Annotated in this window: 23 protein-coding genes; 13 read left to right on the forward strand and 10 right to left on the reverse strand. The window is 48.8% G+C overall.

Annotated features, from left to right (window positions below; all coding sequences use genetic code 11):
- Positions 1 to 45 precede the first annotated feature (45 nt).
- The 6 genes from B2Q61_RS01735 to B2Q61_RS01760 all read right to left on the reverse strand — a co-directional run bounded on the left by B2Q61_RS01735 (position 46) and on the right by B2Q61_RS01760 (position 7,164).
- Positions 46 to 357, reverse strand: coding sequence for a cobalt transporter (locus tag B2Q61_RS01735; protein ID WP_290616393.1), 312 nt, complete (start codon positions 355 to 357; stop codon positions 46 to 48).
- 70 nt (positions 358 to 427) lie between these two features.
- Entirely contained in the window at positions 428 to 1,363 is a 936-nt protein-coding gene (ylqF, locus tag B2Q61_RS01740; RefSeq protein WP_290616391.1) for a ribosome biogenesis GTPase YlqF, read from the reverse strand.
- A gap of 53 nt (positions 1,364 to 1,416) precedes the next feature.
- Positions 1,417 to 1,695 carry a hypothetical protein gene (locus B2Q61_RS01745; RefSeq protein ID WP_290616389.1) on the reverse strand — a complete coding sequence of 93 codons (279 nt, stop codon included), beginning with the start codon at positions 1,693 to 1,695 and terminating at the stop codon, positions 1,417 to 1,419.
- Between the two features lie 175 nt (positions 1,696 to 1,870).
- Positions 1,871 to 3,022, reverse strand: a complete 1,152-nt coding sequence (locus tag B2Q61_RS01750; RefSeq protein ID WP_290616387.1) for a CsiV family protein — start codon at positions 3,020 to 3,022, stop codon at positions 1,871 to 1,873.
- A complete protein-coding gene (mfd, locus tag B2Q61_RS01755) occupies positions 3,019 to 6,498 on the reverse strand; it encodes a transcription-repair coupling factor (protein WP_290616385.1) in 3,480 nt (1,159 codons plus the stop codon). The genes B2Q61_RS01750 and mfd overlap by 4 nt, the downstream gene beginning before the upstream one ends.
- A gap of 75 nt (positions 6,499 to 6,573) precedes the next feature.
- Complete coding sequence (locus B2Q61_RS01760; RefSeq protein ID WP_290616382.1) at positions 6,574 to 7,164, reverse strand: PilZ domain-containing protein; 591 nt, start codon at positions 7,162 to 7,164, stop codon at positions 6,574 to 6,576.
- A gap of 110 nt (positions 7,165 to 7,274) precedes the next feature.
- On the opposite strand from B2Q61_RS01760, the gene B2Q61_RS01765 reads away from it, so the two are divergent.
- The 3 genes from B2Q61_RS01765 to B2Q61_RS01775 are packed head-to-tail and all read left to right on the forward strand — an operon-like array spanning position 7,275 to position 10,381.
- The gene (locus tag B2Q61_RS01765) at positions 7,275 to 8,474 is read left to right on the forward strand and encodes a lipoprotein-releasing ABC transporter permease subunit (RefSeq protein ID WP_290616380.1); all 1,200 of its coding nucleotides are present in this window, start codon (positions 7,275 to 7,277) and stop codon (positions 8,472 to 8,474) included.
- Positions 8,467 to 9,150, forward strand: a complete 684-nt coding sequence (gene lolD / locus B2Q61_RS01770; protein ID WP_290616378.1) for a lipoprotein-releasing ABC transporter ATP-binding protein LolD — start codon at positions 8,467 to 8,469, stop codon at positions 9,148 to 9,150. The genes B2Q61_RS01765 and lolD overlap by 8 nt, the downstream gene beginning before the upstream one ends.
- Positions 9,143 to 10,381 carry a lipoprotein-releasing ABC transporter permease subunit gene (locus tag B2Q61_RS01775; protein ID WP_290616376.1) on the forward strand — a complete coding sequence of 413 codons (1,239 nt, stop codon included), beginning with the start codon at positions 9,143 to 9,145 and terminating at the stop codon, positions 10,379 to 10,381. Before lolD ends, B2Q61_RS01775 begins: the two co-directional genes overlap by 8 nt.
- A gap of 6 nt (positions 10,382 to 10,387) precedes the next feature.
- Here B2Q61_RS01775 and B2Q61_RS01780 read toward each other — a convergent pair whose 3' ends face one another.
- The gene (locus B2Q61_RS01780) at positions 10,388 to 10,909 is read right to left on the reverse strand and encodes a DUF2062 domain-containing protein (RefSeq protein ID WP_290616374.1); all 522 of its coding nucleotides are present in this window, start codon (positions 10,907 to 10,909) and stop codon (positions 10,388 to 10,390) included.
- A gap of 23 nt (positions 10,910 to 10,932) precedes the next feature.
- Between B2Q61_RS01780 and B2Q61_RS01785 the strand changes: the two genes are divergently transcribed.
- From B2Q61_RS01785 to tcdA, 7 genes are read left to right on the forward strand one after another with little or no spacing between them, the layout of a single operon-like run.
- Positions 10,933 to 13,161, forward strand: coding sequence for a DNA internalization-related competence protein ComEC/Rec2 (locus B2Q61_RS01785; RefSeq protein ID WP_290616372.1), 2,229 nt, complete (start codon positions 10,933 to 10,935; stop codon positions 13,159 to 13,161).
- Positions 13,162 to 13,199: 38 nt separating this feature from the next.
- Positions 13,200 to 14,945 (forward strand): lipid A export permease/ATP-binding protein MsbA, encoded by a 1,746-nt coding sequence (gene msbA, locus B2Q61_RS01790; protein WP_290616798.1) that lies wholly within the window; start codon positions 13,200 to 13,202, stop codon positions 14,943 to 14,945.
- Complete coding sequence (lpxK, locus tag B2Q61_RS01795; protein ID WP_290616370.1) at positions 14,942 to 15,910, forward strand: tetraacyldisaccharide 4'-kinase; 969 nt, start codon at positions 14,942 to 14,944, stop codon at positions 15,908 to 15,910. Before msbA ends, lpxK begins: the two co-directional genes overlap by 4 nt.
- Positions 15,910 to 16,107: a Trm112 family protein gene (locus B2Q61_RS01800; RefSeq protein ID WP_414631465.1), complete on the forward strand. Its 198-nt coding sequence runs from the start codon at positions 15,910 to 15,912 to the stop codon at positions 16,105 to 16,107. The genes lpxK and B2Q61_RS01800 overlap by 1 nt, the downstream gene beginning before the upstream one ends.
- Positions 16,095 to 16,850: a 3-deoxy-manno-octulosonate cytidylyltransferase gene (gene kdsB / locus B2Q61_RS01805; protein WP_290616368.1), complete on the forward strand. Its 756-nt coding sequence runs from the start codon at positions 16,095 to 16,097 to the stop codon at positions 16,848 to 16,850. The genes B2Q61_RS01800 and kdsB overlap by 13 nt, the downstream gene beginning before the upstream one ends.
- Positions 16,851 to 16,874: 24 nt before the next feature.
- On the forward strand, positions 16,875 to 17,579 hold the full coding sequence (locus B2Q61_RS01810; RefSeq protein WP_290616366.1) for a pseudouridine synthase: 705 nt from the start codon (positions 16,875 to 16,877) through the stop codon (positions 17,577 to 17,579).
- 2 nt (positions 17,580 to 17,581) lie between these two features.
- Positions 17,582 to 18,400, forward strand: coding sequence for a tRNA cyclic N6-threonylcarbamoyladenosine(37) synthase TcdA (gene tcdA / locus B2Q61_RS01815; RefSeq protein WP_414631464.1), 819 nt, complete (start codon positions 17,582 to 17,584; stop codon positions 18,398 to 18,400).
- Here the strand turns inward: tcdA and B2Q61_RS01820 are convergent.
- The 3 genes from B2Q61_RS01820 to gltA form a co-directional block, all read right to left on the reverse strand.
- On the reverse strand, positions 18,394 to 18,837 hold the full coding sequence (locus B2Q61_RS01820) for a SufE family protein (protein ID WP_290616364.1): 444 nt from the start codon (positions 18,835 to 18,837) through the stop codon (positions 18,394 to 18,396). The genes tcdA and B2Q61_RS01820 overlap by 7 nt on opposite strands.
- A complete protein-coding gene (locus B2Q61_RS01825) occupies positions 18,834 to 20,051 on the reverse strand; it encodes an aminotransferase class V-fold PLP-dependent enzyme (RefSeq protein WP_290616362.1) in 1,218 nt (405 codons plus the stop codon). Before B2Q61_RS01825 ends, B2Q61_RS01820 begins: the two co-directional genes overlap by 4 nt.
- 137 nt (positions 20,052 to 20,188) lie before the next feature.
- The gene (gene gltA, locus B2Q61_RS01830) at positions 20,189 to 21,472 is read right to left on the reverse strand and encodes a citrate synthase (RefSeq protein WP_290616360.1); all 1,284 of its coding nucleotides are present in this window, start codon (positions 21,470 to 21,472) and stop codon (positions 20,189 to 20,191) included.
- A gap of 367 nt (positions 21,473 to 21,839) precedes the next feature.
- On the opposite strand from gltA, the gene sdhC reads away from it, so the two are divergent.
- From sdhC to sdhA, 3 genes are read left to right on the forward strand one after another with little or no spacing between them, the layout of a single operon-like run.
- On the forward strand, positions 21,840 to 22,217 hold the full coding sequence (gene sdhC, locus B2Q61_RS01835) for a succinate dehydrogenase, cytochrome b556 subunit (RefSeq protein WP_290616358.1): 378 nt from the start codon (positions 21,840 to 21,842) through the stop codon (positions 22,215 to 22,217).
- Positions 22,208 to 22,555, forward strand: coding sequence for a succinate dehydrogenase, hydrophobic membrane anchor protein (gene sdhD / locus B2Q61_RS01840; protein WP_290616356.1), 348 nt, complete (start codon positions 22,208 to 22,210; stop codon positions 22,553 to 22,555). Before sdhC ends, sdhD begins: the two co-directional genes overlap by 10 nt.
- Positions 22,556 to 24,328, forward strand: coding sequence for a succinate dehydrogenase flavoprotein subunit (gene sdhA / locus B2Q61_RS01845; RefSeq protein ID WP_290616354.1), 1,773 nt, complete (start codon positions 22,556 to 22,558; stop codon positions 24,326 to 24,328). It abuts the gene before it with no gap.
- Positions 24,329 to 24,333 lie beyond the last annotated feature (5 nt).

Consider the following 24,333-nt stretch of genomic DNA (forward strand, 5'->3'; position numbering starts at 1 on the left):
TGCTCCTGTTAGTTAATTAGTAAAAAAGTGACAACAGGGGTGAGATCAGGCGTTGGGCGGCGGTACGGGGGGACTGTAGCTGATAACGTTAAATTGGCATGGGCTGGTGACTATGGCGGTTTCGCCAAAGTTCAGCAGTTCAATACCGTAGAAAAATGCGATATGGCAGGTAACATGTGCATGTTCATTGTGGTGCTCAGCGTTATCTGTGACACTGCTCTCACCGTGGCTATCGATCAGGCTGGTTAAAGAATGGTCATGTTCAGGCATATGCACCACTAATGCATCACATGCCATCACCGCATGGTTCAGCATAATGAGTAATAGTAATAGCACACTTAATGATCGGCCTAACACAATACCCTCAACACAGCACCTTCAAAAGTCAGATGTCATCGTAACGACTGTATCTGTTACTGACAAATGATCAACGATATTTGCGCTGGGCACGGCGCTTACGCTCTGCCTCGCGTTCGGCTTTATCTTTTGATTTGGCTGCTTCTTCAGCCTTGGCATCAATTTGCTCCTGACTAACCATATCCGGGGTTTCCAGGGTAATGGGGCCCAGGTTGCCAGCGCGCAATTCGGTGATCAGAATTGTACCGGCTTTTTCCAAGTCGACTATGCCACCTTTGCGCATACAACCACGACGCACGCCAATCGCGTCAAGCAGTGCCAGATCGTGCTCTGGCTGTTCGGTCAGGTCAAAACGCTGCATCACTTCTTTTGGATACACTTGTAGTAAATAGTCTGCAGCAAATAGCGCGATATCGGCATATTCAAATACCGTATCTTTAATTGCACCTGTAACTGCCAGCCGGTAACCACAGGTTGGCGGACTAAGCTTGGGCCATAAAAAGCCTGGTGTATCAGTTAGAATAACGTTATTTTCCAGTTTGATTCGTTGCTGAGCTTTAGTAACCCCGGCTTCGTTGCCGGTTTTAGCAATGGTACGGCCAGCCAGGGTATTAATTAAGGTTGATTTTCCGACGTTAGGAATACCCATAATCATGGCCCGGGCAGGGCGAATGTCCAGGTTTCGCTCTGGCAGCATCTCATTGCACAGTTTCAATAAGGCTTTAATTTGCTCGGGATGTTGCTGGCTGATAGGAATCGCCCGTACCCCGCTTTGCTGCTCAAAATGGGCTACCCATACTGCAGTCAGTTCCGGATCAGCTAAATCAGCTTTATTCAGCACCTTAATACAGGGGGTATTGCCGCGAAGCTGCGGTACTAAGGGATTTTCACTGGAGAAAGGGATCCGGGCATCAAGCATTTCGATAATGATATCAACCTGAGGCATTACCTCAGCAATTTCTTTGCGGGCCTTGTGCATATGGCCCGGAAACCAGTTAATTGACATCAGTTATCCTCAATAGCGATCAGGGCCGCATCATACTCTATTGTGATAAAGGGCTACAGCAAAAATTGATAAAAGCTAATCAGGGTTATTGGGGTAAGGATGGCAGAATAGACGGCGGCAGAAGGCAAACGAATAATACCCAGCCCTTTGAAAAGCAGCAGCAGGCTATACAATCCCATGAGTGGCGGCAGCACATCTAACCACAGGCTGTGCGCTGCGTGCGGCATGATCCACGCCAACAAACTACTGCCGGCACTGGCAAAAACCAGTAGTAGCAGCAACAGCACATAATGCGCGGGAGTAAATTCGGGATTTAAATTAAAATCGTCCATTGATCTCTTGCTGTGGTTTATGGGTAAGCTTACTGTAAGAAAAAACTGTGTTACTTACCCGTTGTTATTTGTGTAAATATGTAACGAAGGCGCTATTCTAGTACCTTTTTTAAATAAAGCAACCTTCATTTAGCCGCGTAGTGGGTTGAGCGGGTTCGAAGGTCACTATTGTGGATCAGCGGTTACCGCCATCAGGTTGCAACATGCCTGTGTCTGGCGCTTCAATTGCCGGTTCCGGCTCGGGTGGTTCAAAACGCCTGATTTGGATAATCATGCCAAGATAGGGATGGTCAAGATAATGCAACTCACCGCTTATTACCCGCCGGCTTTGTTTAACGTTAATACTCTGTATTGTGCCTTCTGATACAGGGCGTCGCAGGTTAAATTCAGTATTAATAAACAAATAGTGATCTAGGTGTAGCTTAAATAAACCATCAAGTTGCCAGATATGATTTGGCAGGTTAGACAGGCTGTCGCTAACCTTAGGTAGCTGTTGATCCGGTCCGGCCATGTTTTCCAGTTTGCCAGCTGCCTGCAACTGATCCAGCAAGGTGTCGATGGCACTGAATAAATTGTCATGCTGCTCGTTAGTAAACTGGGCAGTTGCCGCTGCGGCGTCATCTGTTGCTGTCTTATTAATGTCCTGCCCCCAGTAATCGATCTGCGCTGAGTAATTTACTCCGGCAAACCAACGGCTTGGCACGGCCTGTTTTTCAGTAACCGGTGCCTGACGCCACACTGTATGTAGTAACAAACTCTGATTTGGCTGGCGGTTTATTTTGCTGGCCAGTTCTGTTAACGCAAAAGCGCTTCGCGGCGCCAGGTAGGGTACTGACTGATGTTGTTCAGATTCGCCAGCCAGAATAACCGGCAGGTTGTCTGGCATGGGCAGTTCTGTATTGACTATGTGCTCTGGAAACAGGCTACTGCGCTGCCACGGCGCAGGATCAGGCTCACTTATGCAAAATAGTGGGGCGTAGGGCGGTTGCCATTGCTGCCAGTTACGCAGTGTTAGCGGTAAAAAACGGCGTCTGGTATCAGAGGTTGTATCGCAACGTGGAAGTGCCAGTAGCAGGGGCTCGATCTCCGGCTGATATTTTGCTGACACCAAGTCAACACTATTGCTCAGGCGAATAGGTTTAACCTCGCGGTCAAATTGCTCTTTAAGCTCGGTATCGCGGCCAGCATTGAACACAATAAGCTCAATTTCAAACCAGCGCTCTGCGGAGTTACTGGCAGCTATGGCAACGTTACTGGCTGACCATAGCAGGACAGTAATCAGGGCAGTAACACCAACAGTGATTGTTTTTACAACAGATAGTTTCATGATTTCTCCAGCTGATGCTGGCTGAAATCAGCCAGCATATTCGCTACCAGGCTTAACCGGTCTTTAGCATCAGGGCTGGCGATGGTAAAACGTAGTTTCTGACCACCTTCCAGTTTAAATATCCGGCTTTGTTGCTGGATCAAGCCAATGATATAAGCCGGGGCAACCCGCGTTTTATCGGCAAATTCAATTAAACCGCCTTTGGCATTGGCTTCAATCCGTTTAATACCGAGCTGTTGGGCCTGCTGTTTAAACTCGGTAAGCTTAACCAGATTTTTTGCAGCATCAGGCAACAGCCCGAAGCGGTCGATCAACTCGACCTGAACATCATCGAGCTCACTTTCATCTTTGGCACTGGCCAGTTTTTTATAAAATGACAGCCGTAAGTTTACATCAGGGATATAACTGTCGGGTAACAAGGCCGGCAGTTTTAAATCAATTTCGCTTTGCTGGCTTAACATCATATCCAGGCTGGGCTGGCGTCCTTCTTTTAATGCGGTTACCGCTTCTTCCAGCATATCCATGTATAAGGTAAAACCTATGGTTTCAATCTGACCACTTTGCTCATCGCCTAACAACTCACCGGCGCCGCGAATTTCTAAATCATGCGTAGCGAGCGCAAATCCGGCACCTAAATCTTCCAGTGACGAGATGGCTTCCAGCCGCTTTTCGGCATCTTTGCTAAGCCGTTTCGGTGGCGGTGTCAGCAAATAAGCATAAGCCTGATGATGGGAGCGACCGACCCGTCCCCGTAACTGATGAAGCTGGGCCAGCCCGAAGTTATCAGCACGGTTAATGATAATGGTATTCGCTGTGGGTACATCGATGCCGGTTTCAATAATGGTTGAGCACAGCAGTAAATTAAATCGCTGGTGATAAAAATCAGCCATGATCCGTTCTAAATCACGTTCGCGTAGCTGACCATGGGCAATGGCAATATTGGCTTCAGGCACCAGTTCTGCCAAATCGCTGGCCATTTTTTCGATGGTTGCAACGTCGTTATGTAAAAAATAGACCTGACCACCGCGCAAAATTTCGCGCATTACTGCTTCACGCAACAAGCCAGCTTCAAACTCCCTGACAAACGTCTTCACCGCCAGCCGGCGAGCCGGTGGAGTAGCGATAATAGACAAATCCCGCATGCCCGACATGGACATATTCAGGGTGCGCGGAATAGGGGTGGCGGTCAGGGTTAATATGTCAATGTTGGCCCGCAGCGCTTTGATTTTTTCTTTCTGACGCACCCCGAAGCGGTGCTCCTCGTCAACAATCAGCAGACCCAAATCATGCAGTTTAATATCGTCCTGCAACAATTTATGAGTACCAATTAAAATGTCAACTTTGCCATTGGCAACATCTTCTAATATGGCTTTTTGCTGCTTTTGGCTGACAAAGCGTGATAACACCTCTACCCGTACCGGCCAGTTAGCAAAACGGTCTTTAAAGTTCTCAAAATGCTGTTGTGCCAGTAAGGTGGTGGGAACCAGAATTGCCACTTGCTTCGCATCATTGACTGCAATAAAGGCTGCGCGCATGGCAACTTCGGTTTTACCAAAGCCGACATCACCGCATACCAGTCGGTCCATTGGCTGCGGGGTTTGCATATCATTTAATACGGCAGTAATGGCATCCTGCTGATCGGCAGTCTCCTCAAACGGGAAGCTATCAGCAAAGGCGGCATACTGCTCCTGCTCGATCTTAAAGGCATAGCCCTGGTGGGCCGCGCGCTGGGCATACACGTCCAGTAGCTCTGCTGCAACGTCGCGAATTTTCTCAGCTGCTTTGCGCCTGGCTTTTTCCCAGGTGTCGTTGCCAAGTTTATGCAGTGGCGCGTGTTCCTGATCACTGCCAGAATAACGGCTGAGCAGATGTAGTGAGGAAACCGGCACATACAGTTTGCTACTACCGGCATACTCTATGGTAACGAATTCGGCACTTATTCCGGCAGCGTCCAGCACCTGCAGCCCCTGATAGCGGCCAACACCATGTTGTAAATGCACCACTGGCTGGCCTTCGCTCAGCTCTGCCAGGTTGCGGATAATGGTATCAGAGGAAACCTGCTGGCTTTTTTTGCGGCGCCGGCGCTGGCTTATTTTCTGCCCAAAAAGTTCGTTTTCACTGATAAGGGCCAGTGGTGGGCTACTGGTAATAAAGGCGCCCTGTTCCAGCGCGCCTACCAGTATGACTAAATCGGCGTCGCTGTTGGCAAAGTCAGCCAGCCTGGTAATTTCAGGTGCCCGGATACCGGCTTTGTTAAACAGCTGATGCAGGCTTTCGCGCCGACCTTCGCTTTCAACAAAGAAAATCGCCCGGCCATTTTGCTGTTTCAAGGTCAGTAAAAACTGGCTAAGCAGACTCAGTGGCTGCTTTAACTGATGCTGGATATTCAGTTCTGGCAGCTCGGCCACCGGCGCGTTGTCCTGGCCGGTTTTCGCCGGTAAAGTGGCACGGCTTAGTTTTAACCGGCTGAAATTATTCAGTTCACTGAATAGTTCATCGGTTTGCAGGTAGAGTTCCTGTGGTTGTAAAATAGGCCGCATGGTGTCGATAGCGCGGTCATGGTAACGGCGTTTCAGTTCGTGCCAGAATTGATTAGCACTGTGTTCAATATCGCCATAACTTAATGCAATACAACCTGGTGGTAAAAAACTAAACAGGCTGGCAGTTTGCTCGGCAAATAATGGTAAATAATATTCGATGCCTGCCGGGAAAATGCCCTGGGTGACCTGCTGATACAACGACTCTTTCTCATTGCGGGCCGCAAAACGCTCCCGATAACGCAAGCGGAACCTTTCAATGGCCGCTTTATCGGTGGGAAATTCATGCGCGGGCAATAGCTCAATGGCATTGACCTGACTTAAACTGCGCTGATTGTCCGGGTCGAAGGTGCGAATGCCGTCAACTTCATTGTCAAAGAAGTCGATTCGAAATGGCGAGCTGCAACCCATAGGAAACAGATCCAGTAGCGAGCCCCGAGCTGAAAACTCACCATGTTCCATCACTTGATCCACGGCCCGGTAGCCCACCGCAGTCAGTTGCAATTTCAGCGCGGTTAAATCAACCTGCTGACCCTGTTCAATCAGAAAACTGGCTTGCTCCAGATAATTACGCTGGCTGATTTTTAACAACAGGGTACTGACCGGCACGATAACCAGGCCCTGTGTCAGCCTTGGCAATTGATACAGGGTTTTCAGACGCTGGGAAATAATATCCTGATGGGGCGAAAATACATCATAGGGCAGGGTTTCCCAATCGGGCAGGGTTAGCACAGGCCAGGCGCTGTCATTAAAAAAAACAGCCAGTTCCTGTTCCAGCCGAAGTGCACTGGGGGTGTCGGGCACGATCAGTAAATATACCCCAGGTTCGGTCTGCACCAGTTGTGTAATAGCATAGGGCAATGCGGCGCCATGCAGCTGGCCCCAACCAATCTGATCCTGCTTGCGTTTAATTCGTGGTAAAAACTTAATAAAACTCATTAAAACCTGAAACCCTATACAAAAAGTGTCACTGTTATTGATGTTGGCGGTAGCGCCAACTCGTGCCGCTGCTGTTTACTCTGGTAACTGGCGCTGGGCTGCTTTTTGTTTTAACTGGCGAGATTGCTGATGCAAACTCGCCCTGACAATGAGTTCGCGATCTTGATCTCTAATCCGTCGAAACACAACTTTTATTTGCCAGCCTTCCGTGACTTGTTCAGCACTAATTACCTGGCCCAGGCAATACACCGCACCTTCGTTTTCCGCCAGAAAAACTTTTAGTTCTACTAACGCCAGCTCCGCAATGGGCTGTCTGCTATGTAAACATAAGCCTGCACCCCCATAACTTAACGTATACTGACGGTGCTCTGAGCTGTCTTGCTGACGAAGTACGTAATGTAGCAATAAATCGATTTTGCGCGCCTGTTGCTGCAGATAGTTTGCAAGCTCATCAGCCAGTTCACCAATCCGGTTCAGTGAGCGCAAGGCCGACATATTAAGCCCGCCCATTTCGCCCGCCAGTAAAAAGGGTTCGGGTATACTGGCTAAAAACTCCTGCTCAGAGGGCATACTGCCGCTCATAACTTTGCAATTGACGGTAATGTCGTGTTCTACGCTAAAGTAGTCGTTATAAGCGTCAGTGAGTGACTGTAATATTGGATCCATAGCAGGCCTCGAGTAAGGTTGCTTGTCATTATGGCTAATAATCACTATTATCAGCAGCGATTTTTGCAGCTAATTTATCATCTAACCGAGGCAAAGTCCTGAATATTAACATGCAATTACCTACCAGTATTTTGCTGGGTTTACGCTACAGCCAGAGCCGTAAGGGCAATGCCTTTATTTCATTTATTACTTTTTTTTCGGTTGCCGGTATTTTATTGGGTGTCATGGCCTTAACGTTGGTCAGCTCGGTAATGAACGGCTTTGAAGCCGAACTGAAAAAGAGGATCCTGGGCGTTATTCCTCACGTTGTAGTACAGCCGTTAACCGCAGATAATGACTGGCAAACGGCGTTAAGCAGCAGCGATAATGTGCAGGATATCAGTCCTTTTTTACAAACCGAAGCGCTGGTTCAGGCTCCGCGCCAGCTAAATGCAGTGATGTTGCAGGGTATTGATCCGCAGCAATTACCGCAATTTTTACAGCAGGCGCTGGTAGTGGGTAGCTGGCAAGATTTTACCAATACCCGCTATGGTGTGGTTCTGGGACGCGGTCTGGCAGAACAACTGCAGGTAAGCCGCGGCCAGCAATTGAGATTTATGCTGGCGCAAGGTGGTAGTTATACCCCGGTAGGCTGGCTTCCCCGGCAACGGTTGTTTGAAGTGGTGGGTATTGTCGATACCGGGTCAGAAGTCGATAATCTGTTGGCGGTTACCCGTTTGGATGATTTGGCGCGCCTGTTACCCGTTTCTGAGCGCGAGCCAGCGTGGCGCCTAAGCCTGGCCGAGCCCTTCACTGCACCTATACTGGCCGAGCGTTTAAGCCTGAGCCCGCAATTACGAAGCGTCACTGACTGGCGTCAGAGCCAGGGGAAGTTATTTGCGGCAGTGGCAATGGAAAAAGCCATGATGTGGCTAATGTTATTACTGATCGTCGCTGTGGCAGCCTTTAATATTGTATCGGCACTGGTCATGATGGTGACGGAAAAACAAGCGGAAGTGGCCATTTTAAAAACACTGGGCATGACTGACAGCCAATTGTTTATGGTGTTTGCGTTTCAGGGCGTGGTCAACGGTATGGTTGGGGCGTTGCTCGGTGTGCTGAGCGGCGTGTTCTTAAGCCTGCAACTTAACGAAGTGCTAAACGTGTTCGGTTTACAATTGGCCAGCGGCATTGCCTTACCGGTAGACATTAATCCGTTACAAATAATCACTATTTTTGCATGTGCCGTGGGGCTTACCCTGCTGGCAGTGCTGTATCCAGCCTGGCGGGCTGTTAAAGTTAATCCGGCGGAAATTTTACGCGATGAATAAAGTATTAGAAGCTCATCAGATCAGTAAGAGCTACCGTGATGGCAGTGCGGTTACTCAGGTGTTAGATAAGGTCAGTCTGAGCGTGACAGCGGGTGAAATGGTGGCAATAGTAGGCAGTTCGGGTTCGGGTAAAAGTACCTTGCTGCATATTTTAGGTGCGCTGGATCTGGCTGACAGTGGTTCGGTAAGCATCGCCGGGCAACCACTGGCAGGGTTAAGCTCTGCCAGAAAGGCCCGGCTGCGTAATCAGCAACTGGGCTTTATTTACCAGTTCCATCATTTATTAATGGACTTTACTGCGCTGGAAAATGTAGCGATGCCGCTGTTTATCCGGGGTGACAACAAAAGCGATGCGTTGGCAAAAGCCGCGGCGCTGGTCGCCAGGGTGGGCCTGAGCCATCGTGGACATCATAAACCTTCCGAGCTTAGTGGAGGAGAGCGGCAACGGGTAGCGATTGCCAGAGCGCTGGTAACCCAACCTGCTCTGGTGCTCGCTGATGAACCGACCGGTAATCTGGATCAGCATACGGCCGAGTCAATATACCAGCTGCTGCGGGAGTTAAATGCCAGTATGGCAACCAGTTTTGTGGTAGTAACCCATGATACTGAATTAGCGGGCCGGCTTGATACCCAATATCTGATGCGCGAAGGAAAGCTTGGGGTGATGCATGGCTAGTCTGGCCTGGCAACTGGCAAAGCGCTACCGGTCTACCCGTCATACCAGTGGTTTTATCCGTTTTATTTCGGCGTCATCTACCTCGGGTATTGCACTGGGGGTGGCTATTCTTATTCTGGCGCTTTCCGTCATGAACGGTTTTGAGCAAGCGTTAAAAGATCGCTTGCTGGCGGTGATCCCGCATGTCGAGCTTGAAGCGGCTGACTATTCGCTGGCTGACTGGCCACGTCAGCTTGCCACTATGTCAGGTGCTGAAGGCGTCAGTGCCGGTGCGCCTTTCATTAAAGCTAATGGAATGTTGCGCCATGGTGGCGCAGTAAAGGCGGCTCAGGTACGGGGCATAAGTCTGCCACACGAACAGCAGATCAGTGCGGTTACGGAGTTTGTCACTCAGGGCAGTATGGCTTCGCTGGATCAGCAACATATTGTCCTGGGCCAGGGTATTGCTGACGCATTAGACATTGAGGTGGGGCAAAGTTTACAACTGATGTTGCCCCGGTTCGCTACAGATGGCAGCCTGGCAAGCCATCGTACTGTCAGTTTAACGGTCAGCGGCATTGTTGCGCTGGGAGGTCAGCTTGACTACAGCCAGGTATGGGTTGATATGCCTGCATTAGCGCTCTGGTTAGGAATGGCAGAAGATGAGGTGCACGGACTGGCGTTCCGGATAGACGATGTTTTCACCGCGCCGCAATTGGCCCGGGTGCTGGGCCGGTTAGCGGATGAATATGTTTATTCGACAGATTGGTACCGCAGCCAGGGTCATGTTTATAACGATATTCAGATGGTGCGGGCTATTTTGTATCTGGTACTGACCCTGGTTATTACGGTAGCCTGTTTTAATATTGTGGCGACCCTGGTTATGGCGGTACGGGAAAAAGAAGCGGACATTGCTATCTTACTGACCATGGGGATGGCGCCTGGTCAGCTGATTAAAACCTTTGTGTTACTTGGCTGGTTAAATGGCATAATTGGTTCACTGCTTGGCGTGGCATTTGGCGTGTTGTTGGCCAGTACTATTGAATCTGTTTTTGCCACAATAACCCGGGTCATTGGCAGCACATTACTGGATCCGAGCATTTATTTTATCGACTTTGTACCCTCTGTGCTGCGCTGGCAGGACGTACTCCTGACGCTAAGCATAGCGCTGTTGATGAGTTTGCTGGCGACCTTATATCCTGCCTGGCGGGCCAGCAAAGTAGAGCCCGCGACCATTCTTGGCCAGCACTAAGCCCGGTTAACGCTTACGGTTTTTCAGCAATTTAGCCAACTGGGCTTTCTTAACAGACAATCGCCATAGCCAGTCAATCATAAAATAACCGCTGATACTGGCGGTTATCGCCATCAATAACGACCCCAGCAAAAAAGGTTTGCCAATAGTATGCAGGCTGTGGCGCAGCCATTCCAGACTCGCTTCAAACGCAAAGGGTTCCAGCGGTTGCGCCAGAACCACGGCGCCAATCAGATAACTTAAATAAAACATAATAGGCATGGTAAGGGGGTTTGATGTCCATACCAGGGCCAGCGTTAATGGCATATTGACCCGCAGCGGAATCGCCGTCGCTGCGGCGGCCAACATTTGAAATGGCATTGGGATCCAGGCCCAGAACAAGCCAACAGCAAAAGCACCGCGCGCTGAGCGCCGGTTTAAATGCCAAAGGTTACCATCGTGTAGCAAGCTTCCAAATAAATTTATAAGTTTTTGTTGCTTGATTTTCTCAGCTGATGGTAGATATTTCTTAAATAGTTTTTTGGGCATTCTAACCTGTATAGAAAGAGGCCATGCTAGGATTCTGCATCGGAGTTATTACAGCCAGCCTATTGTCATTATTTTTGCCGATAGTGCCACCTTTTTTCAGTATTTTTTTTGGAATACTGTTTCTGCTGCCTTTTGTCTGGCGCTGGCCATTGTTAATGATGTTTATCTTAGGTGCTGGCTGCTTTATGGCGAGCTGGAGCTGGCAATATCAGCAATATCAGACAGCCCGTCATGCGATACTTAATGCAACAGACTCTACTGTGATAGTAAGGGTCAACAGTCAACCTAAAGTATATCCTGAGTACACCCAGCTTAGCGCAACTGTGTTAAGGGGGCCAGCAGCGGGGTTTAAACTGTCGTTACGCTGGCAACAGCCACCGACATTAGCCGTGGGTCAGCAGTGGCGCTTACGTCTGCAACTGAAACCTGTACATGGCTATGCTAACCCGGGAGGGTTTAACAGGGAAAACTACGGTTTGGTAGACGGGGTGGTAGCGGCCGGTCACGTTATTGCCGGCCGACATACCCTGCTCAAGCAGCACGATTCTGTGCGCCAGCGGATTGTTGCCCGGGTTGAGCACGCCATCGAGCCTTATCGCACCGCATCGTTACTAAGAGCGTTGGCAGTGGGGGAGCGGGATTTTCCGCCCTGGCTGTGGCAGGGCGCTCAGCATGCCGGGTTGGGGCACTTACTGGCCATCTCTGGTTTGCATATCGGCCTGGTATTTGGCTGGATGTTGTGGCTTGGCAGCTGGAGTAAAGGCTTGCTCGCTGTAAAACGTCAGCAACAACTGGTGCTGTTGCTGGCGTTGTCAGCCGCATTGCTTTATGCCTGGCTTGCCAGTTTTGCTATTCCCACCCTGCGGGCCAGCATTGGGCTGGCGATTCTGGTCATTTGTCGCAGTCAGTTGCTAAAAACGTCATTGAGTCGTTTCTGGTTGTTGTTGGTCGCCTTATTATTGCTAATAATGCCGTTCTGGTCTCTCAGTGCCAGTTTCTGGTTGTCGGTGCTGGCCGTGGCCATCATATTCCTTGCAATGTGGCGTTATCCGCTGACACAATTTCACTGGCCCGGCCGCCTGCGCTGGTTTCTGACTTTTCACCTAATGTTGACGTTATTAATGACGCTGCTTGGTATTATACTTTTTGGTGGTTTTAGTCCGTTAATGTTGGTCTCTAACCTGCTGTTTGTGCCCTGGTGCAGCCTGGTGGCGATCCCTTTGCTTCTGCTAAGTTTGCTGCTGACCGCATTGGGTTTTCCTGTCGCGGGGTTATGGCAGCTGACCGACAGCGCTTTTCTCCCGCTACTGTGGTGGTTAGAGCGAAGCGCTCAGCTGCCACTATGGGTGCCGGTGGTGCAGGTTTCTGGCACAGCAGTCGCATTGTTGGCAGCAGTGCTGTTGGTGCTACTGATTTTTGCCAGAAAAGCAGCATTGATGCTGTTGCCACTTAGTCTATTGTTGCTTACTGGCAGCACGATACATTCACCGCCCTGGCAGATACATTTACTGGATAGCGGTCAGCGCCAGCTGGTGTTATTGCAGCGGGGACGGCGGGCTGTGTTGTATGACGCCGCCCCGGCGCAGGCCAGTCAGGACATCGCTGCCGACCAGTTACAACCCGTGTTGCATCAATTGGGCATTCATCAGCTTGATTATGTGCTGTTTCGACAGCAGCGCTCAGAGCGTAGCAGGTTCTGGGCGTTGCAGCGGAACTATGCTGTTAGCCGGCACAACCTGGCGGGCTTCAGCCAGCAGCCTGGCGAAGAGTTATGCGCTCAGCTACCTGCGGTATATCAGGATATCCGGTTTGAAATTCTGACTGCAGGGGCAAGTGACAGCTGTATCCTTCGGATAACGATAGGACCATGGCGGGTACTTATTCCAGGCAATATAGACCAGACGACTGAACATGCTTTAGTTAGCGGCAATAGTGATGTGGCTGCGGATATATTGATTCTGGCCAATAATGGCAGCGCGGCAGTCAACAGTCTGCCACTGATACAGCGGGTGCGCCCGGCACTGGCTCTGAATGCGGCAGCATTTATGAATGGCTATCAACATCCTGCGGCGGCAGTGCAACGAAGACTGGCATTGCTGCAAGTACCACTGCTTAATACCGCAGACTACGGTGCTATTACTATTGAATTTACTGATCAAAACCTGCGTTTAAGCAGCCGGCGACGGCAAAGATTACCGTTTTGGACAGAAAAGCCAGCGGCAATTGCTGAAACCTTGGCAACAACACGCTAGAATAAGCAAAATTCAAATGGCAGGAATACCCATTGTCAGTGTCTGAAATTAAACAAGCCGGAACCGCCCGGCGTTTACTCCGTTATGTTATTCCTTATAAGTTCGGTTTCCTGGCAGCTGCGCTTGGTATGCTCGGTTATGCCCTGATTGATGTCTATTTCATCTCAAAACTGCCGCAGTTTATTGATAAAGGCATTAACGACAAAAATACCGATTACCTGCGCTATGCACCACTGTTTATTGTGCTGATATTTATTGTGCGCGGTGCATTCAATTTTGTTGCCAGTTACTGCCTGAACTGGGTAGGTACTCATGTTGTTAAAACCCTGCGTCAGCAGTTGTTTGAACATTACATGCGCTTGCCGGTTAGCTTTCATGATCAGCATTCAACCGGCGAGTTAATTTCAAAAGTAACTTACAATACAGAGCAGATTAAGCAAACGACCTCACGCTCGCTATCAGTGGTATTGCGCGAAGGTGTTTTTGTTATTGGTTTGCTGGTGATGATGTTTATGATGAGCTGGCAATTGTCAGCCATCTTTTTACTGATAGCACCAGTCATTGCCATTGTAGTCAGTTTTGTATCCAAACGTTTCCGGATGCTAAGTCGTAATATTCAAAATGCAATGGGGAATGTCACGACCTGCTCTGAGCAAATGCTTAATGGCCATAAAGTTATATTGTCTTTTGGTGGTCAGCAGGTAGAAAAACAACGTTTTTTTAAAATAAATAATTTAACTCGCCAGCAAGATGTTAAATTAGAAGCCACCCGGGCGATTAGTGTCTCGACCATTCAGGTGATAGCGTCGTTTGCATTGGCATTCGTGGTCTATATGGCCAGTTTTCCTGAGATGCTGGAAAGCCTGTCGGCAGGTACCTTTACCACTATTGTCGCCTCTATGATGATAATGCTACGGCCCTTAAAGCAGTTAACGACGGTAAACAGTGAATTCCAACGCGGTCTGTCAGCGGCCAAAAGTGTATTTGAAGTATTGGATCAGCCGGTCGAGCAGGATACCGGCACGGTACAGCTAAATAATGTTAAAGGCGATATAAGTTTTGAGCAGGTAAACTTTACCTATCCCGGCCATGAAAAACAGGTGTTATTCGATATTAGCTTTACCGCCAAAGCTGGTCAGACTATTGCGTTGGTAGGCCGCTCTGGCAGTGGCAAAACCACTATTTCCAGCTTACTACCCCGGTTTTATGAACTCACCAGTGGTGACATCAGTATTGATGGACAGAATATCCGCCAGTGCACCTTACCCTCGCTGCGCAGTCAAATGGCAATCGTTTCGCAACATGTCACTTTATTTAATGACACTATTGCCAATAATATTTGTTATGGCCTGAGTGAACAAGTGTCGCCCGCCACTTTACTCGATGTTGCAGAAAAAGCTCATGTGCTGGAGTTTGCTAATCAACTGCCCGATGGTCTGGATACGGTGATTGGTGAAAACGGCGTGAGTTTATCAGGTGGCCAGCGCCAGCGAATTGCGATTGCCCGGGCTTTATTACGTCAGGCACCCATTCTTGTGCTGGACGAGGCGACCTCTGCGCTGGATACGGAATCAGAGCGAAAAATTCAGGCTGCGCTGGATGAATTACTGCTGGGACGCACTAATATTGTTATCGCTCATCGCCTGTCCACCATTGAGCAAGCTGATAAAATCATTGTGATGGAGCAGGGGCGGATTATTGAACAGGGCTCTCACGCTGAGTTACTTCAGGCCGATGGAACCTATGCTCAGTTATATAAGTTGCAGTTTGGCGCTGAGCAATGAGTTTGCTGGAACAAAGCTGGTATCAGAAGGGCCATTGGTTGTCAGTGTTACTGCTGCCTCTGGCAGCACTGTACTGGCTGCTTAGCAGTGTCAGACGCGTTTTGTTCAGGCTTGGCATTAAACGGCAGTATAAATTGGCGGTGCCGGTGGTCATTGTCGGAAATATCAGTGTTGGTGGTACCGGCAAAACGCCTTTTACGCTCTGGCTGTGTCAGCAGTTACTAGCCGAAGGCATCAAGCCTGGCATTATCAGCCGTGGTTACGGCGCTAAAATCAATAAGCCGATAACAGTAACCGCGACAAGTACAGCCAACGAGGTAGGCGATGAGCCCTTATTGCTGGCCAGACGCAGTCGTTGCCCTGTGGTGGTATGTCCGGACCGGGTTGCCGCCGGCAGGGCGCTGTTAGCCCAGCATAATGTTGATATGGTAATTTGTGACGATGGTTTACAGCATTACCGGCTGGCTCGTAATATAGAGATTGTGTTGGTAGATGGTAAGCGTGGCTTTGGTAATGGCCTGTTATTGCCTGCCGGGCCGCTGCGTGAGCCGCGTTCCAGGCTAAGCACGGTAGAGCTGATAATAGCTAATTCTGGTTACATCGCTGAAGCTGACTACCAGATGCAGCTTAGCTGCGGCAGTGCAAAAAGCCTGTTGGCTGAGACACCGCTTTTACCTTGTGAGGTTACGTTGGTGGCGGGGATTGGTAACCCACAGCGGTTCCTGTTAACCGCGCAGCAAGCAGGTTTTACGGTGGTAGAACAACGATTTTTTGCGGATCATCATCAGTTTACCGCAACTGATTTTGCTGGCATTACCACCCCGGTGTTAATGACTGAGAAAGATGCAGTAAAATGCCAGCGGTTTGCTCAGGAAAACTGGTATTGTTTACCGGTCGACGCCAGTTTTAGTGCGGATGAAAATAAAAAAATTATCAATATAATTAATAAATTACTGGAAAAATAATGGCCATTAACGTTGCTCTGACAGAAATACTTGCCTGCCCGTTATGCAAAGGAAAATTAAAATATGATAAGACAGCCCAACGCTTGATTTGTCTGGCAGATGCGCTGGCGTATCCGGTACGGAATAATATCCCGGTACTGATTGCCGATGAAGCCGAGCAGCTTAGCGCTGATGAGGTTAAAAAATGGCGTTCGTAGTCGTGATCCCGGCGCGATTCGCCAGCAGTCGTTTACCTGGTAAACCTCTGGCCGATATTGCGGGTAAACCAATGATTGAATGGGTTTATCAGCAGGCGTTGCAAAGTGGTGCCAGCCGGGTAGTGGTAGCAACTGATGATCGGCGGGTGGCCGATGTTGTCGATGCCTTTGGCGGTGAAGTCTGCATGACCCGGGCCGATCATCATTCTGGTACTGAGCGCCTGGCTGAAGTTGTCAGCAAACTGCAACTGGCAGCAGATACCATAGTGGTGAACGTACAGGGCGATGAGCCTTTTATTCCACCATTGATTATTCGTCAGGTAGCTGAGAATCTGGCTGGTCAGCAAAAGGCCCGGATGGCAACGTTAGCGGTACCGTTAAGTCATAGCGCAGAAATCCGCAACCCGAATATTGTTAAAGTAGTCACTGATAAGCAAGGCTACGCCTTGTATTTTAGTCGCAGCCCTATCCCCTATGACCGCGATGGCATTGTCGCTGACGATTTGGCCCGCCATTACCGGCGACATATTGGCATTTATGCCTACCGCGCCAGTTTTATTCAACGTTACGTTGACTGGCCGGCATCCGCCCTGGAGCAAATTGAAAGTCTGGAACAGCTACGCGTGTTATGGCACGGTGAGGCGATTCATGTTGATACTGCGCTGGAGACACCTGCTGTCGGTGTTGATACGCCCTCTGATCTGGAACATGCGCGGCAATATGCATTGAGTTTACGCCAATGAGCGTTCAGCAATGAGTTGTCGTCGATGAAGGTAGCTTTTGAGCTGGTTGCGCAAACTGCAGAATTTGTCGTGCTCAACAAAGCAGCGGGCATAAGTTTTCACTCTGAGCAGGGCGCGGGTCTGGTGGTGAAAGCAGAGCAGATTCTTGGGTTTAAGCTGTTTCCGGTACACCGTCTGGATAAAGTGACCTCAGGGCTCATCGTGCTGGCTCGCAGTAGCGAGGCCGCAGCTGAGCTGACGTCACTATTTACCAGTCATCAGGTACAAAAGTATTACCTGGCGATAAGTTTGACTAAACCTGCTAAAAAGCAAGGCTGGGTAAAAGGGGATATGGTACCTGCGCGGCGCGGTGCCTGGAAACTGCTGCAAACCCAGGACAATCCGGCAGTGAGTTATTTTATCAGTCAGGGTTTTGCTGAGCTTCCCTGGCGGGCATTTCTGATCAAACCCTTCACTGGCAAGACCCACCAAATCCGGGTTGCGCTAAAAAGTGCTGGCGCTGCTATTGCCGGTGATACGCTGTATCAGGGTACACATGCTGATCGGGTTTATCTGCACGCTTATGCCTTGTGTTTCAGTTTAGCAGGTACACACTATCAGTATGTGCAGGAGCCAACGGCAGGCCTGTATTTTCAGCAATTTAAAAACCAGGATTTATGGCAGGACTGGGCTGAACCCTGGCAGCTAAACTGGCCAGACTATAAACAACCGCAACGGATCACCAACTGAAAATGTCTGATTATTTACTTCGTTTTGCTGGTATTGGCCGACTGTATGGTGCTGATGCGCTACAGGCATTTTCACGGGCCCATGTCTGTGTCATTGGCATAGGTGGCGTAGGTAGTTGGGCAGCGGAAGCGCTGGCACGATCAGGCATTGGTGAAATTACCCTGATTGATCTGGATGATGTGTGTATTAGCAACATTAATCGCCAGCTGCACGCGCTAACCGACACCATTGGTCAGGATAAAGTTGCTGTCATGGCCCAGCGGATTAAAGCGATTAATCCTGAGTGTATTGTTCATCAGATTGAAGACTTTATCAGCGTTGATAACCTGCAGCAGCTTATTACTCCCCAGCTGGATTATGTCGTCGATGCTATTGATTCCATTAAGGCAAAGGTCGCCTTACTGGCACATTGTAAACGCAATAAGATTAAGGTGATCAGCACCGGTGGTGCCGGCGGTCAGATTGATCCAACCCAGATTCAAATTAGCGATTTGACCCAGACTATAAATGACCCGCTACTGGCAAAAGTGCGCAATACCCTGCGCCGCGATTATAACTATAGTCGCAATCCGCAGCGCCGTTTTGGCATAGAATGTGTGTATTCAACTGAGCAACTAAAATACCCGCAGGCTGATGGCAGTGTTTGTCAGCAAAAAACTCCGCAGCTTGCACCCGATGGCAGCATTAGCAGTATGCGCTTAGATTGTAGCGCGGGTTTTGGTGCCACCACCGTTGTAACCGCCAGTTTTGGTTTAGCGGCAGGGTCGAGGGTGTTACAGAAATTAGCTGCCAAGGCCAATAAAGCGGCAAAAGATCAATGACAGCATTCTTTAATTCGCACCATCATGGCATTCAGGCCACTACCGCGCGACTGACTTAAATAGGGCTTTAAATTTAATTTGTCAAAAGCGTGGGCTAAATCAAATTTTTTCAGCTCACTATTACTCATGCCATTGACCAGACATAACATTATCGCCATCAGGCCTTTTACAATTCGCGCTTCACTATCTAATACAAAAAAATGCTGGTCCTGATGCTGATTATAATAGTGCATTAACCAGGCCCGGCTTTCACAGCCTTTGACTAACAACGAGGGCTGTTTCATTTTTTCCGGAATAGGAGGAAGTTTACGGCCCAGATGCATCAGTATCCGATATTTGCTCTGCCAGTCTTTCGCCTCGCTCAGCTCAGGCAAGTCCTGGTTATATATCTGACTGAGTGCAGGTTTAGTGTCTGTAAGTAATTGGTCTAAGGTCATGCCGTTAATATCTCCACGGCCTGCGTTAAGGCTTGCAGGCTGGTTGCCACATCTGCTTCATTATTATAGGGCGCAAATGAAAATCTGACCGCACCAGCTAAACCCAGTTGGTTGAAAAAAGGCATGGCGCAGTGCTGACCACCTCTTACCGCTACAGCTTGCTGGTTAAGTAACTCTGCTACATCAGCAGGATGTTCACCTTGTACATTTAGCGCTACGATCCCTGCATTATGCACAGGGGATGACAAAATATCCAGCCCGCCAATCTTATTAAGACCCTCAAAAAACTGGTTTAATAACATTGCCTTATAGTTTTTCATTTCCTTTCGGTTAATATCTTGTAACCAGTTAATGGCGGCTGCCAGGCCGATAGCCCCCGCGATATCTGGGGTACCGGCTTCCAGTCTGAATGGCAAAATGTTAAATAAGCTGTGACTAAATTGAACTTCGCTTATCATCTCTCCGCCGCCAAAAATTGGTGTAAGTAGCTCCAAAGCTGCCGTTTTTCCATACAAGACACCAATACCTGTCGGACCATACAGCTTGTGTCCAGACCAGACATAGAAATCAGCATCCAGTGCCTGCACATCAATGCTATCGTGCACGATACCCTGAGCGCCATCTATGACGGCAAGCGCCCCGGCAGCTTTTGCCTGACTTATCATTTGCGCCACCGGTTGAATATGACCCAGCACATTCGAAATGTGGCTAAAGCTAACCACTTTCGGTTTATGCTGCAACAACTGGCTAAACGCCTGCTGATCAACCTTATGGTTGGCATCCAGTGGCACCACATCCAGAGTTACCCCGTAACGGGCGCAATGCAGTTGCCAGGGCACAATATTGGCATGGTGTTCCAGGGCAGTAATAAGTACGTGGTCTCCTGCCTTTAACACCGTATGCATCAGGCCAAACGCTATCTGGTTTAACGCTGCGGTAGCGCCGCTGCAAAACACGATTTGCTGGCGTTCACTGGCATTAATGAATGCTGCAATGTCATCCCGCGCCTGCTCAAATGCCCGGGTCGCTTTCTGGCTTAAAGTGTGGGCACCACGATGTACGTTGCTGTTGCTGCGCTGGTAAAATGCGGACATGGCATTCACTACGGCATTAGGTTTGTGCATGGTGGCCGCATTATCCAGGTATACCCAATCGGGGTTATGCTGAAAGAACTCGAATTGGCCACGAAAGTTTACAGGATCGAAAGGCTGCATAGGGTCTCGAATCGATTGGATGATAAAAGGATTGTCGATGGTTCAGCGCGGGATAGCAAGAAAACCTGCTTAGTTTCCCAGATAAAAAAAGCGGCGATAATCGCCGCTTTTTATACTGTTACGTTTGAATAAACGGCTTAACGCTTGTCCAGCTTTTTAAAATCCCGGCTGGCATAACCGGTGTATAGCTGACGTGGCCGGCCAATTTTATGGCCTTTCTCACCCAGCATTTCATCCCAATGGGAAATCCAGCCTACAGTACGTGACATAGCAAAAATCACCGTAAACATACTGGTCGGGATACCAATGGCTTTTAAGATGATACCGCTGTAAAAGTCGACGTTAGGATACAATTTCTTCTCAATGAAGTATGAGTCTTCAAGCGCAATCCGCTCTAACTCCATTGCCACATCTAATAATGGATCTTTGATGTTCAGCTCTTTTAAAACTTCATGGCAGGTATCACGCATAACTTTGGCCCGCGGGTCAAAGTTCTTGTATACGCGGTGACCAAAACCCATCAGTCGGAAGCTGTCATTTTTATCTTTAGCCCGGGCCACGAATTCCGGGATACGTTCTACCGAACCAATTTGCTGCAACATTTTCAGACAGGCTTCGTTGGCGCCACCATGAGCAGGGCCCCATAACGATGCGACACCAGCGGCAATACAAGCATAAGGATTAGCGCCTGAAGAGCCGGCCAACCGAACTGTTGATGTTGATGCGTTTTGCTCGTGATCCGCATGCAGCATAAAAATCCGGTCCATGGCTTTAGCCAGGATAGGGCTAACTTTATACTCTTCTGCTGGCACTGAGAACATCATATGCAGGAAGTTTTCAGAGTAGCTTAAATCGTTGCGTGGATGAACGAAAGGCTGGCCAACGGTATACTTGTAGGCCATCGCTGATATCGTGGGTAACTTGGCAATTAAGCGATGGGCGCTGCGTTTACGCTGCTCTGGGTCGTTGATATCTAAATCAGAATGGTAGAACGATGACAATGCGCCGACAACGCCACACAGCATGGCCATTGGATGCGCATCCACCCGGAAACCCTGGAAAAATGATGCAATTTTTTCATGTACCATGGTATGGCGGGTAATGGTGGTGACGAAATCGGTATATTGTTCTTTTTTCGGCAATTCACCTTCAAGTAACAAATAACATAATTCAAGATAATCTGAATGTTCTGCCAATTGCTCAATAGGGTAGCCACGATGCAATAATACGCCGTTGTCGCCATCAATGTAGGTGATTTTAGATTCGCAGGAGCCCGTTGCCATAAAGCCCGGATCAAATGTGAAATAACCTTGCTGCCCGAGCGTACGAACGTCAATTACGTCAGTACCAGCCGTGCCAGAATAAATCGGTAATTCAAATGACTTACCATCAATCTGCACGACGGCCTTTTTATCTGCCATTGGATTTCTCCTAATTGTTGTAGTTTCGGATTCTAAGGGTATTGCATCTATTCTACTCGCAAACTGCCCCTATAAGTCAATTTTAATGCGTTATTGCTTAATAAGTATTCGACTCTAGTAGTATTGTAACCAGCCACTAAGTGTGTAATGTTTCGGATGCGGAATTTTCCGGCTAAAATCAAACAAAAATTGTAATAAGCGGCTATGAAATATATACTATTGCCGGCGTAAAACCAGTTCACCAGTCAGATAGTTTTTTGTTGAACCAGCTTGAGCAAAAACAAGTATATCGATAAGGCGGGTGGCTGTTTTACAGCACCTAAAACAACAACTAAAGCTCTGTACGAGCATCGATAGGCAAGAAACTGTGAAAAAGCAAAGACCAGTAAATCTAGATTTATCAACGATCTCTCTACCTGCTGCAGCCAAAGCGTCGATTTTGCATCGTGTTACCGGTGTAGCAATGTTTTTCGCGCTTGTGTTCGTTATCTGGGCGTGGGCTTATTCATTGCAAAGCCAGACCAGCTTTGATTATGTGCAGTCCCTGATGACCTCGCATCTGGCGAAGATTATCGCTTTGGGTACACTTTCCGTGCTGATTTATCACCTGTTGGCCGGGTTAAGACACCTGGTAATGGATATGGGGCATTGGGAAGAGCTTAAATCAGGTACCTTAAGCGCCAATGTCGTCATGGGGTTATGGATAGTATTGTCAGTTCTGGCGGGAGTATGGTTATGGTTCTGAATCAGGCAAGCTTAAAACGTAATGGTATTCAGGATTACGTGTCGTTACGTGCTACCGCCATCGTGCTGGCATTGTATACTTTTTTTATTCTTGGTTTCTTCTTAGTTACTCCTGAAGTTACTTTTGAAGTTTGGCAGGGCTTGTTTGCTAATATGGCAATGAAAGTTTTCACCCTGCTAGCGCTGATCTCGATTGCTGTGCATACCCGTATAGGCTTGTGGCAGGTACTGACTGATTATGTGAAATCAGCCCGGTTACGTGCAGTGTTGCAATTCTTCCTTTACGCACTGGCCTTTGGTTATGTCGCGGTCGGCTTATTTGTGTTGTGGGGTGCTTAAGTGAATATTCCAGTAAGAGAGTTTGATGCCATTGTAATTGGAGCCGGTGGTGCAGGCATGCGCGCAGCGCTGCAGATCACTCAGTCAGGGTTAACCTGTGCATTACTATCGAAGGTTTTCCCAACCCGTTCACACACGGTATCTGCCCAGGGCGGCATTACTGTGGCGCTTGGTAATTCCCATGAAGATAACTGGGAATGGCACATGTTTGATACCGTCAAAGGCTCAGATTATATTGGGGACCAGGACGCTATTGAGTACATGTGTAAAACAGGTCCGGAAGCAATTACCGAGCTTGAAAATATGGGCTTACCGTTTTCGCGTTTCGAAAATGGTCGCGTATACCAACGGCCTTTTGGCGGGCAATCTAAGAATTTCGGCGGTGAGCAGGCCGCTCGCACTGCTGCAGCTGCAGACCGTACAGGCCATGCCTTGCTACATTTGCTTTATCAACAAAACGTTAAGAATAAGACACAGGTATTTTCTGAATGGTATGCCCTTGATTTAGTCAAAAATCAGGACGGTGCCATTGTCGGTTGTACCGCCATCGATATTGAGACGGGCGAAGTGGTGTACTTTAAGGCTAAGGCTACGGTATTAGCTACCGGTGGCGCAGGCCGTATTTATGCTTCTACCACCAATGCGCATATTAATACCGGTGACGGTGTTGGTATGGCGCTGCGGGCTGGCGTACCACTGCAGGATATGGAAATGTGGCAGTTCCACCCAACCGGTATTGCCGGTGCCGGTACTCTGGTAACCGAGGGTTGCCGTGGTGAAGGTGGTTATCTGCTAAACAAAGACGGCGAGCGTTTTATGGAACGATATGCGCCAAATGCTAAAGATTTGGCCGGTCGCGATGTTGTTGCCCGCTCAATGATGACCGAAATTCGTGAAGGCCGCGGCTGCGATGGTCCATGGGGTGTTCACCTTAAGCTGAAACTGGACCACCTGGGCGAAGAAGTGCTGGAAAGTCGCTTACCTGGCATCTGTGAGTTATCCCGTACATTTGCTCACGTTGATCCGGTAAAAGAACCTATTCCGGTCATTCCTACTTGTCATTATATGATGGGTGGAATACCAACTAATGTTAATGGTCAGGTTATCAGCCCTAAAGCAGATGGTTCTGAATCCGTAGTACCAGGATTATTTGCCTGTGGTGAAATTGCGTGTGTGTCAGTGCATGGTGCCAACCGTTTAGGTGGCAACTCCTTGCTTGATTTAGTGGTATTTGGTCGTGCAACCGGCTTGCATCTTGGCGAAGCACTTGCTGCGACCGCAGAAGCGCGTGCAGCATCACAGTCTGACTTAGATGCAGCCTTAACCCGGACCCAGCGCTGGGAAAACAGCAAAGTGGGCCAGGGCGAAGACCCGGTGCAAATCAAGAAAGATTTGCAAAAATGTATGCAGCTTAACTTCTCTGTGTTCCGCGAAGGCGAAGCAATGGCAGAAGGTCTTGCTGAGTTAAAAGAAATTCGTGAACGCTTGCAGTTTGCCCGCCTTGATGACAAAAGCTCTGATTTTAATACTATGCGTATTGAGTGTTTAGAGCTGGATAACCTGATGGAAACGGCATACTCAACTGCAGTAGCGGCTAATTTCCGCACTGAAAGTCGCGGTGCTCATGCCCGGTTTGACTTCCCTGATCGCGATGATGAAAACTGGTTGTGCCACAGCGTATACACCCCTGACACTGAGTCGATGTTCAAGCGCAAGGTTAATCTGGAACCGAAGTTTCGGGAATCTTTTCCGCCAAAAGCACGTACGTATTAAGAGGC

The organism is Arsukibacterium sp. UBA5043 (assembly GCA_002415085.1).
Taxonomy (GTDB): domain Bacteria; phylum Pseudomonadota; class Gammaproteobacteria; order Enterobacterales; family Alteromonadaceae; genus Alishewanella.

Coding starts and splice junctions, on each gene's coding strand:
- ylqF (WP_290616391.1), bottom strand. CDS start 1,363: ATGTCAATTAACTGGTTTCCGGGCCATATGCACAAGGCCCGCAAAGAA.
- B2Q61_RS01745 (WP_290616389.1), bottom strand. CDS start 1,695: ATGGACGATTTTAATTTAAATCCCGAATTTACTCCCGCGCATTATGTG.
- B2Q61_RS01750 (WP_290616387.1), bottom strand. CDS start 3,022: ATGAAACTATCTGTTGTAAAAACAATCACTGTTGGTGTTACTGCCCTG.
- mfd (WP_290616385.1), bottom strand. CDS start 6,498: ATGAGTTTTATTAAGTTTTTACCACGAATTAAACGCAAGCAGGATCAG.
- B2Q61_RS01760 (WP_290616382.1), bottom strand. CDS start 7,164: ATGGATCCAATATTACAGTCACTCACTGACGCTTATAACGACTACTTT.
- B2Q61_RS01765 (WP_290616380.1), top strand. CDS start 7,275: ATGCAATTACCTACCAGTATTTTGCTGGGTTTACGCTACAGCCAGAGC.
- lolD (WP_290616378.1), top strand. CDS start 8,467: ATGAATAAAGTATTAGAAGCTCATCAGATCAGTAAGAGCTACCGTGAT.
- B2Q61_RS01775 (WP_290616376.1), top strand. CDS start 9,143: ATGGCTAGTCTGGCCTGGCAACTGGCAAAGCGCTACCGGTCTACCCGT.
- B2Q61_RS01780 (WP_290616374.1), bottom strand. CDS start 10,909: ATGCCCAAAAAACTATTTAAGAAATATCTACCATCAGCTGAGAAAATC.
- B2Q61_RS01785 (WP_290616372.1), top strand. CDS start 10,933: ATGCTAGGATTCTGCATCGGAGTTATTACAGCCAGCCTATTGTCATTA.
- lpxK (WP_290616370.1), top strand. CDS start 14,942: ATGAGTTTGCTGGAACAAAGCTGGTATCAGAAGGGCCATTGGTTGTCA.
- B2Q61_RS01800 (WP_414631465.1), top strand. CDS start 15,910: ATGGCCATTAACGTTGCTCTGACAGAAATACTTGCCTGCCCGTTATGC.
- kdsB (WP_290616368.1), top strand. CDS start 16,095: ATGGCGTTCGTAGTCGTGATCCCGGCGCGATTCGCCAGCAGTCGTTTA.
- B2Q61_RS01810 (WP_290616366.1), top strand. CDS start 16,875: ATGAAGGTAGCTTTTGAGCTGGTTGCGCAAACTGCAGAATTTGTCGTG.
- tcdA (WP_414631464.1), top strand. CDS start 17,582: ATGTCTGATTATTTACTTCGTTTTGCTGGTATTGGCCGACTGTATGGT.
- B2Q61_RS01820 (WP_290616364.1), bottom strand. CDS start 18,837: ATGACCTTAGACCAATTACTTACAGACACTAAACCTGCACTCAGTCAG.
- B2Q61_RS01825 (WP_290616362.1), bottom strand. CDS start 20,051: ATGCAGCCTTTCGATCCTGTAAACTTTCGTGGCCAATTCGAGTTCTTT.
- gltA (WP_290616360.1), bottom strand. CDS start 21,472: ATGGCAGATAAAAAGGCCGTCGTGCAGATTGATGGTAAGTCATTTGAA.
- sdhD (WP_290616356.1), top strand. CDS start 22,208: ATGGTTCTGAATCAGGCAAGCTTAAAACGTAATGGTATTCAGGATTAC.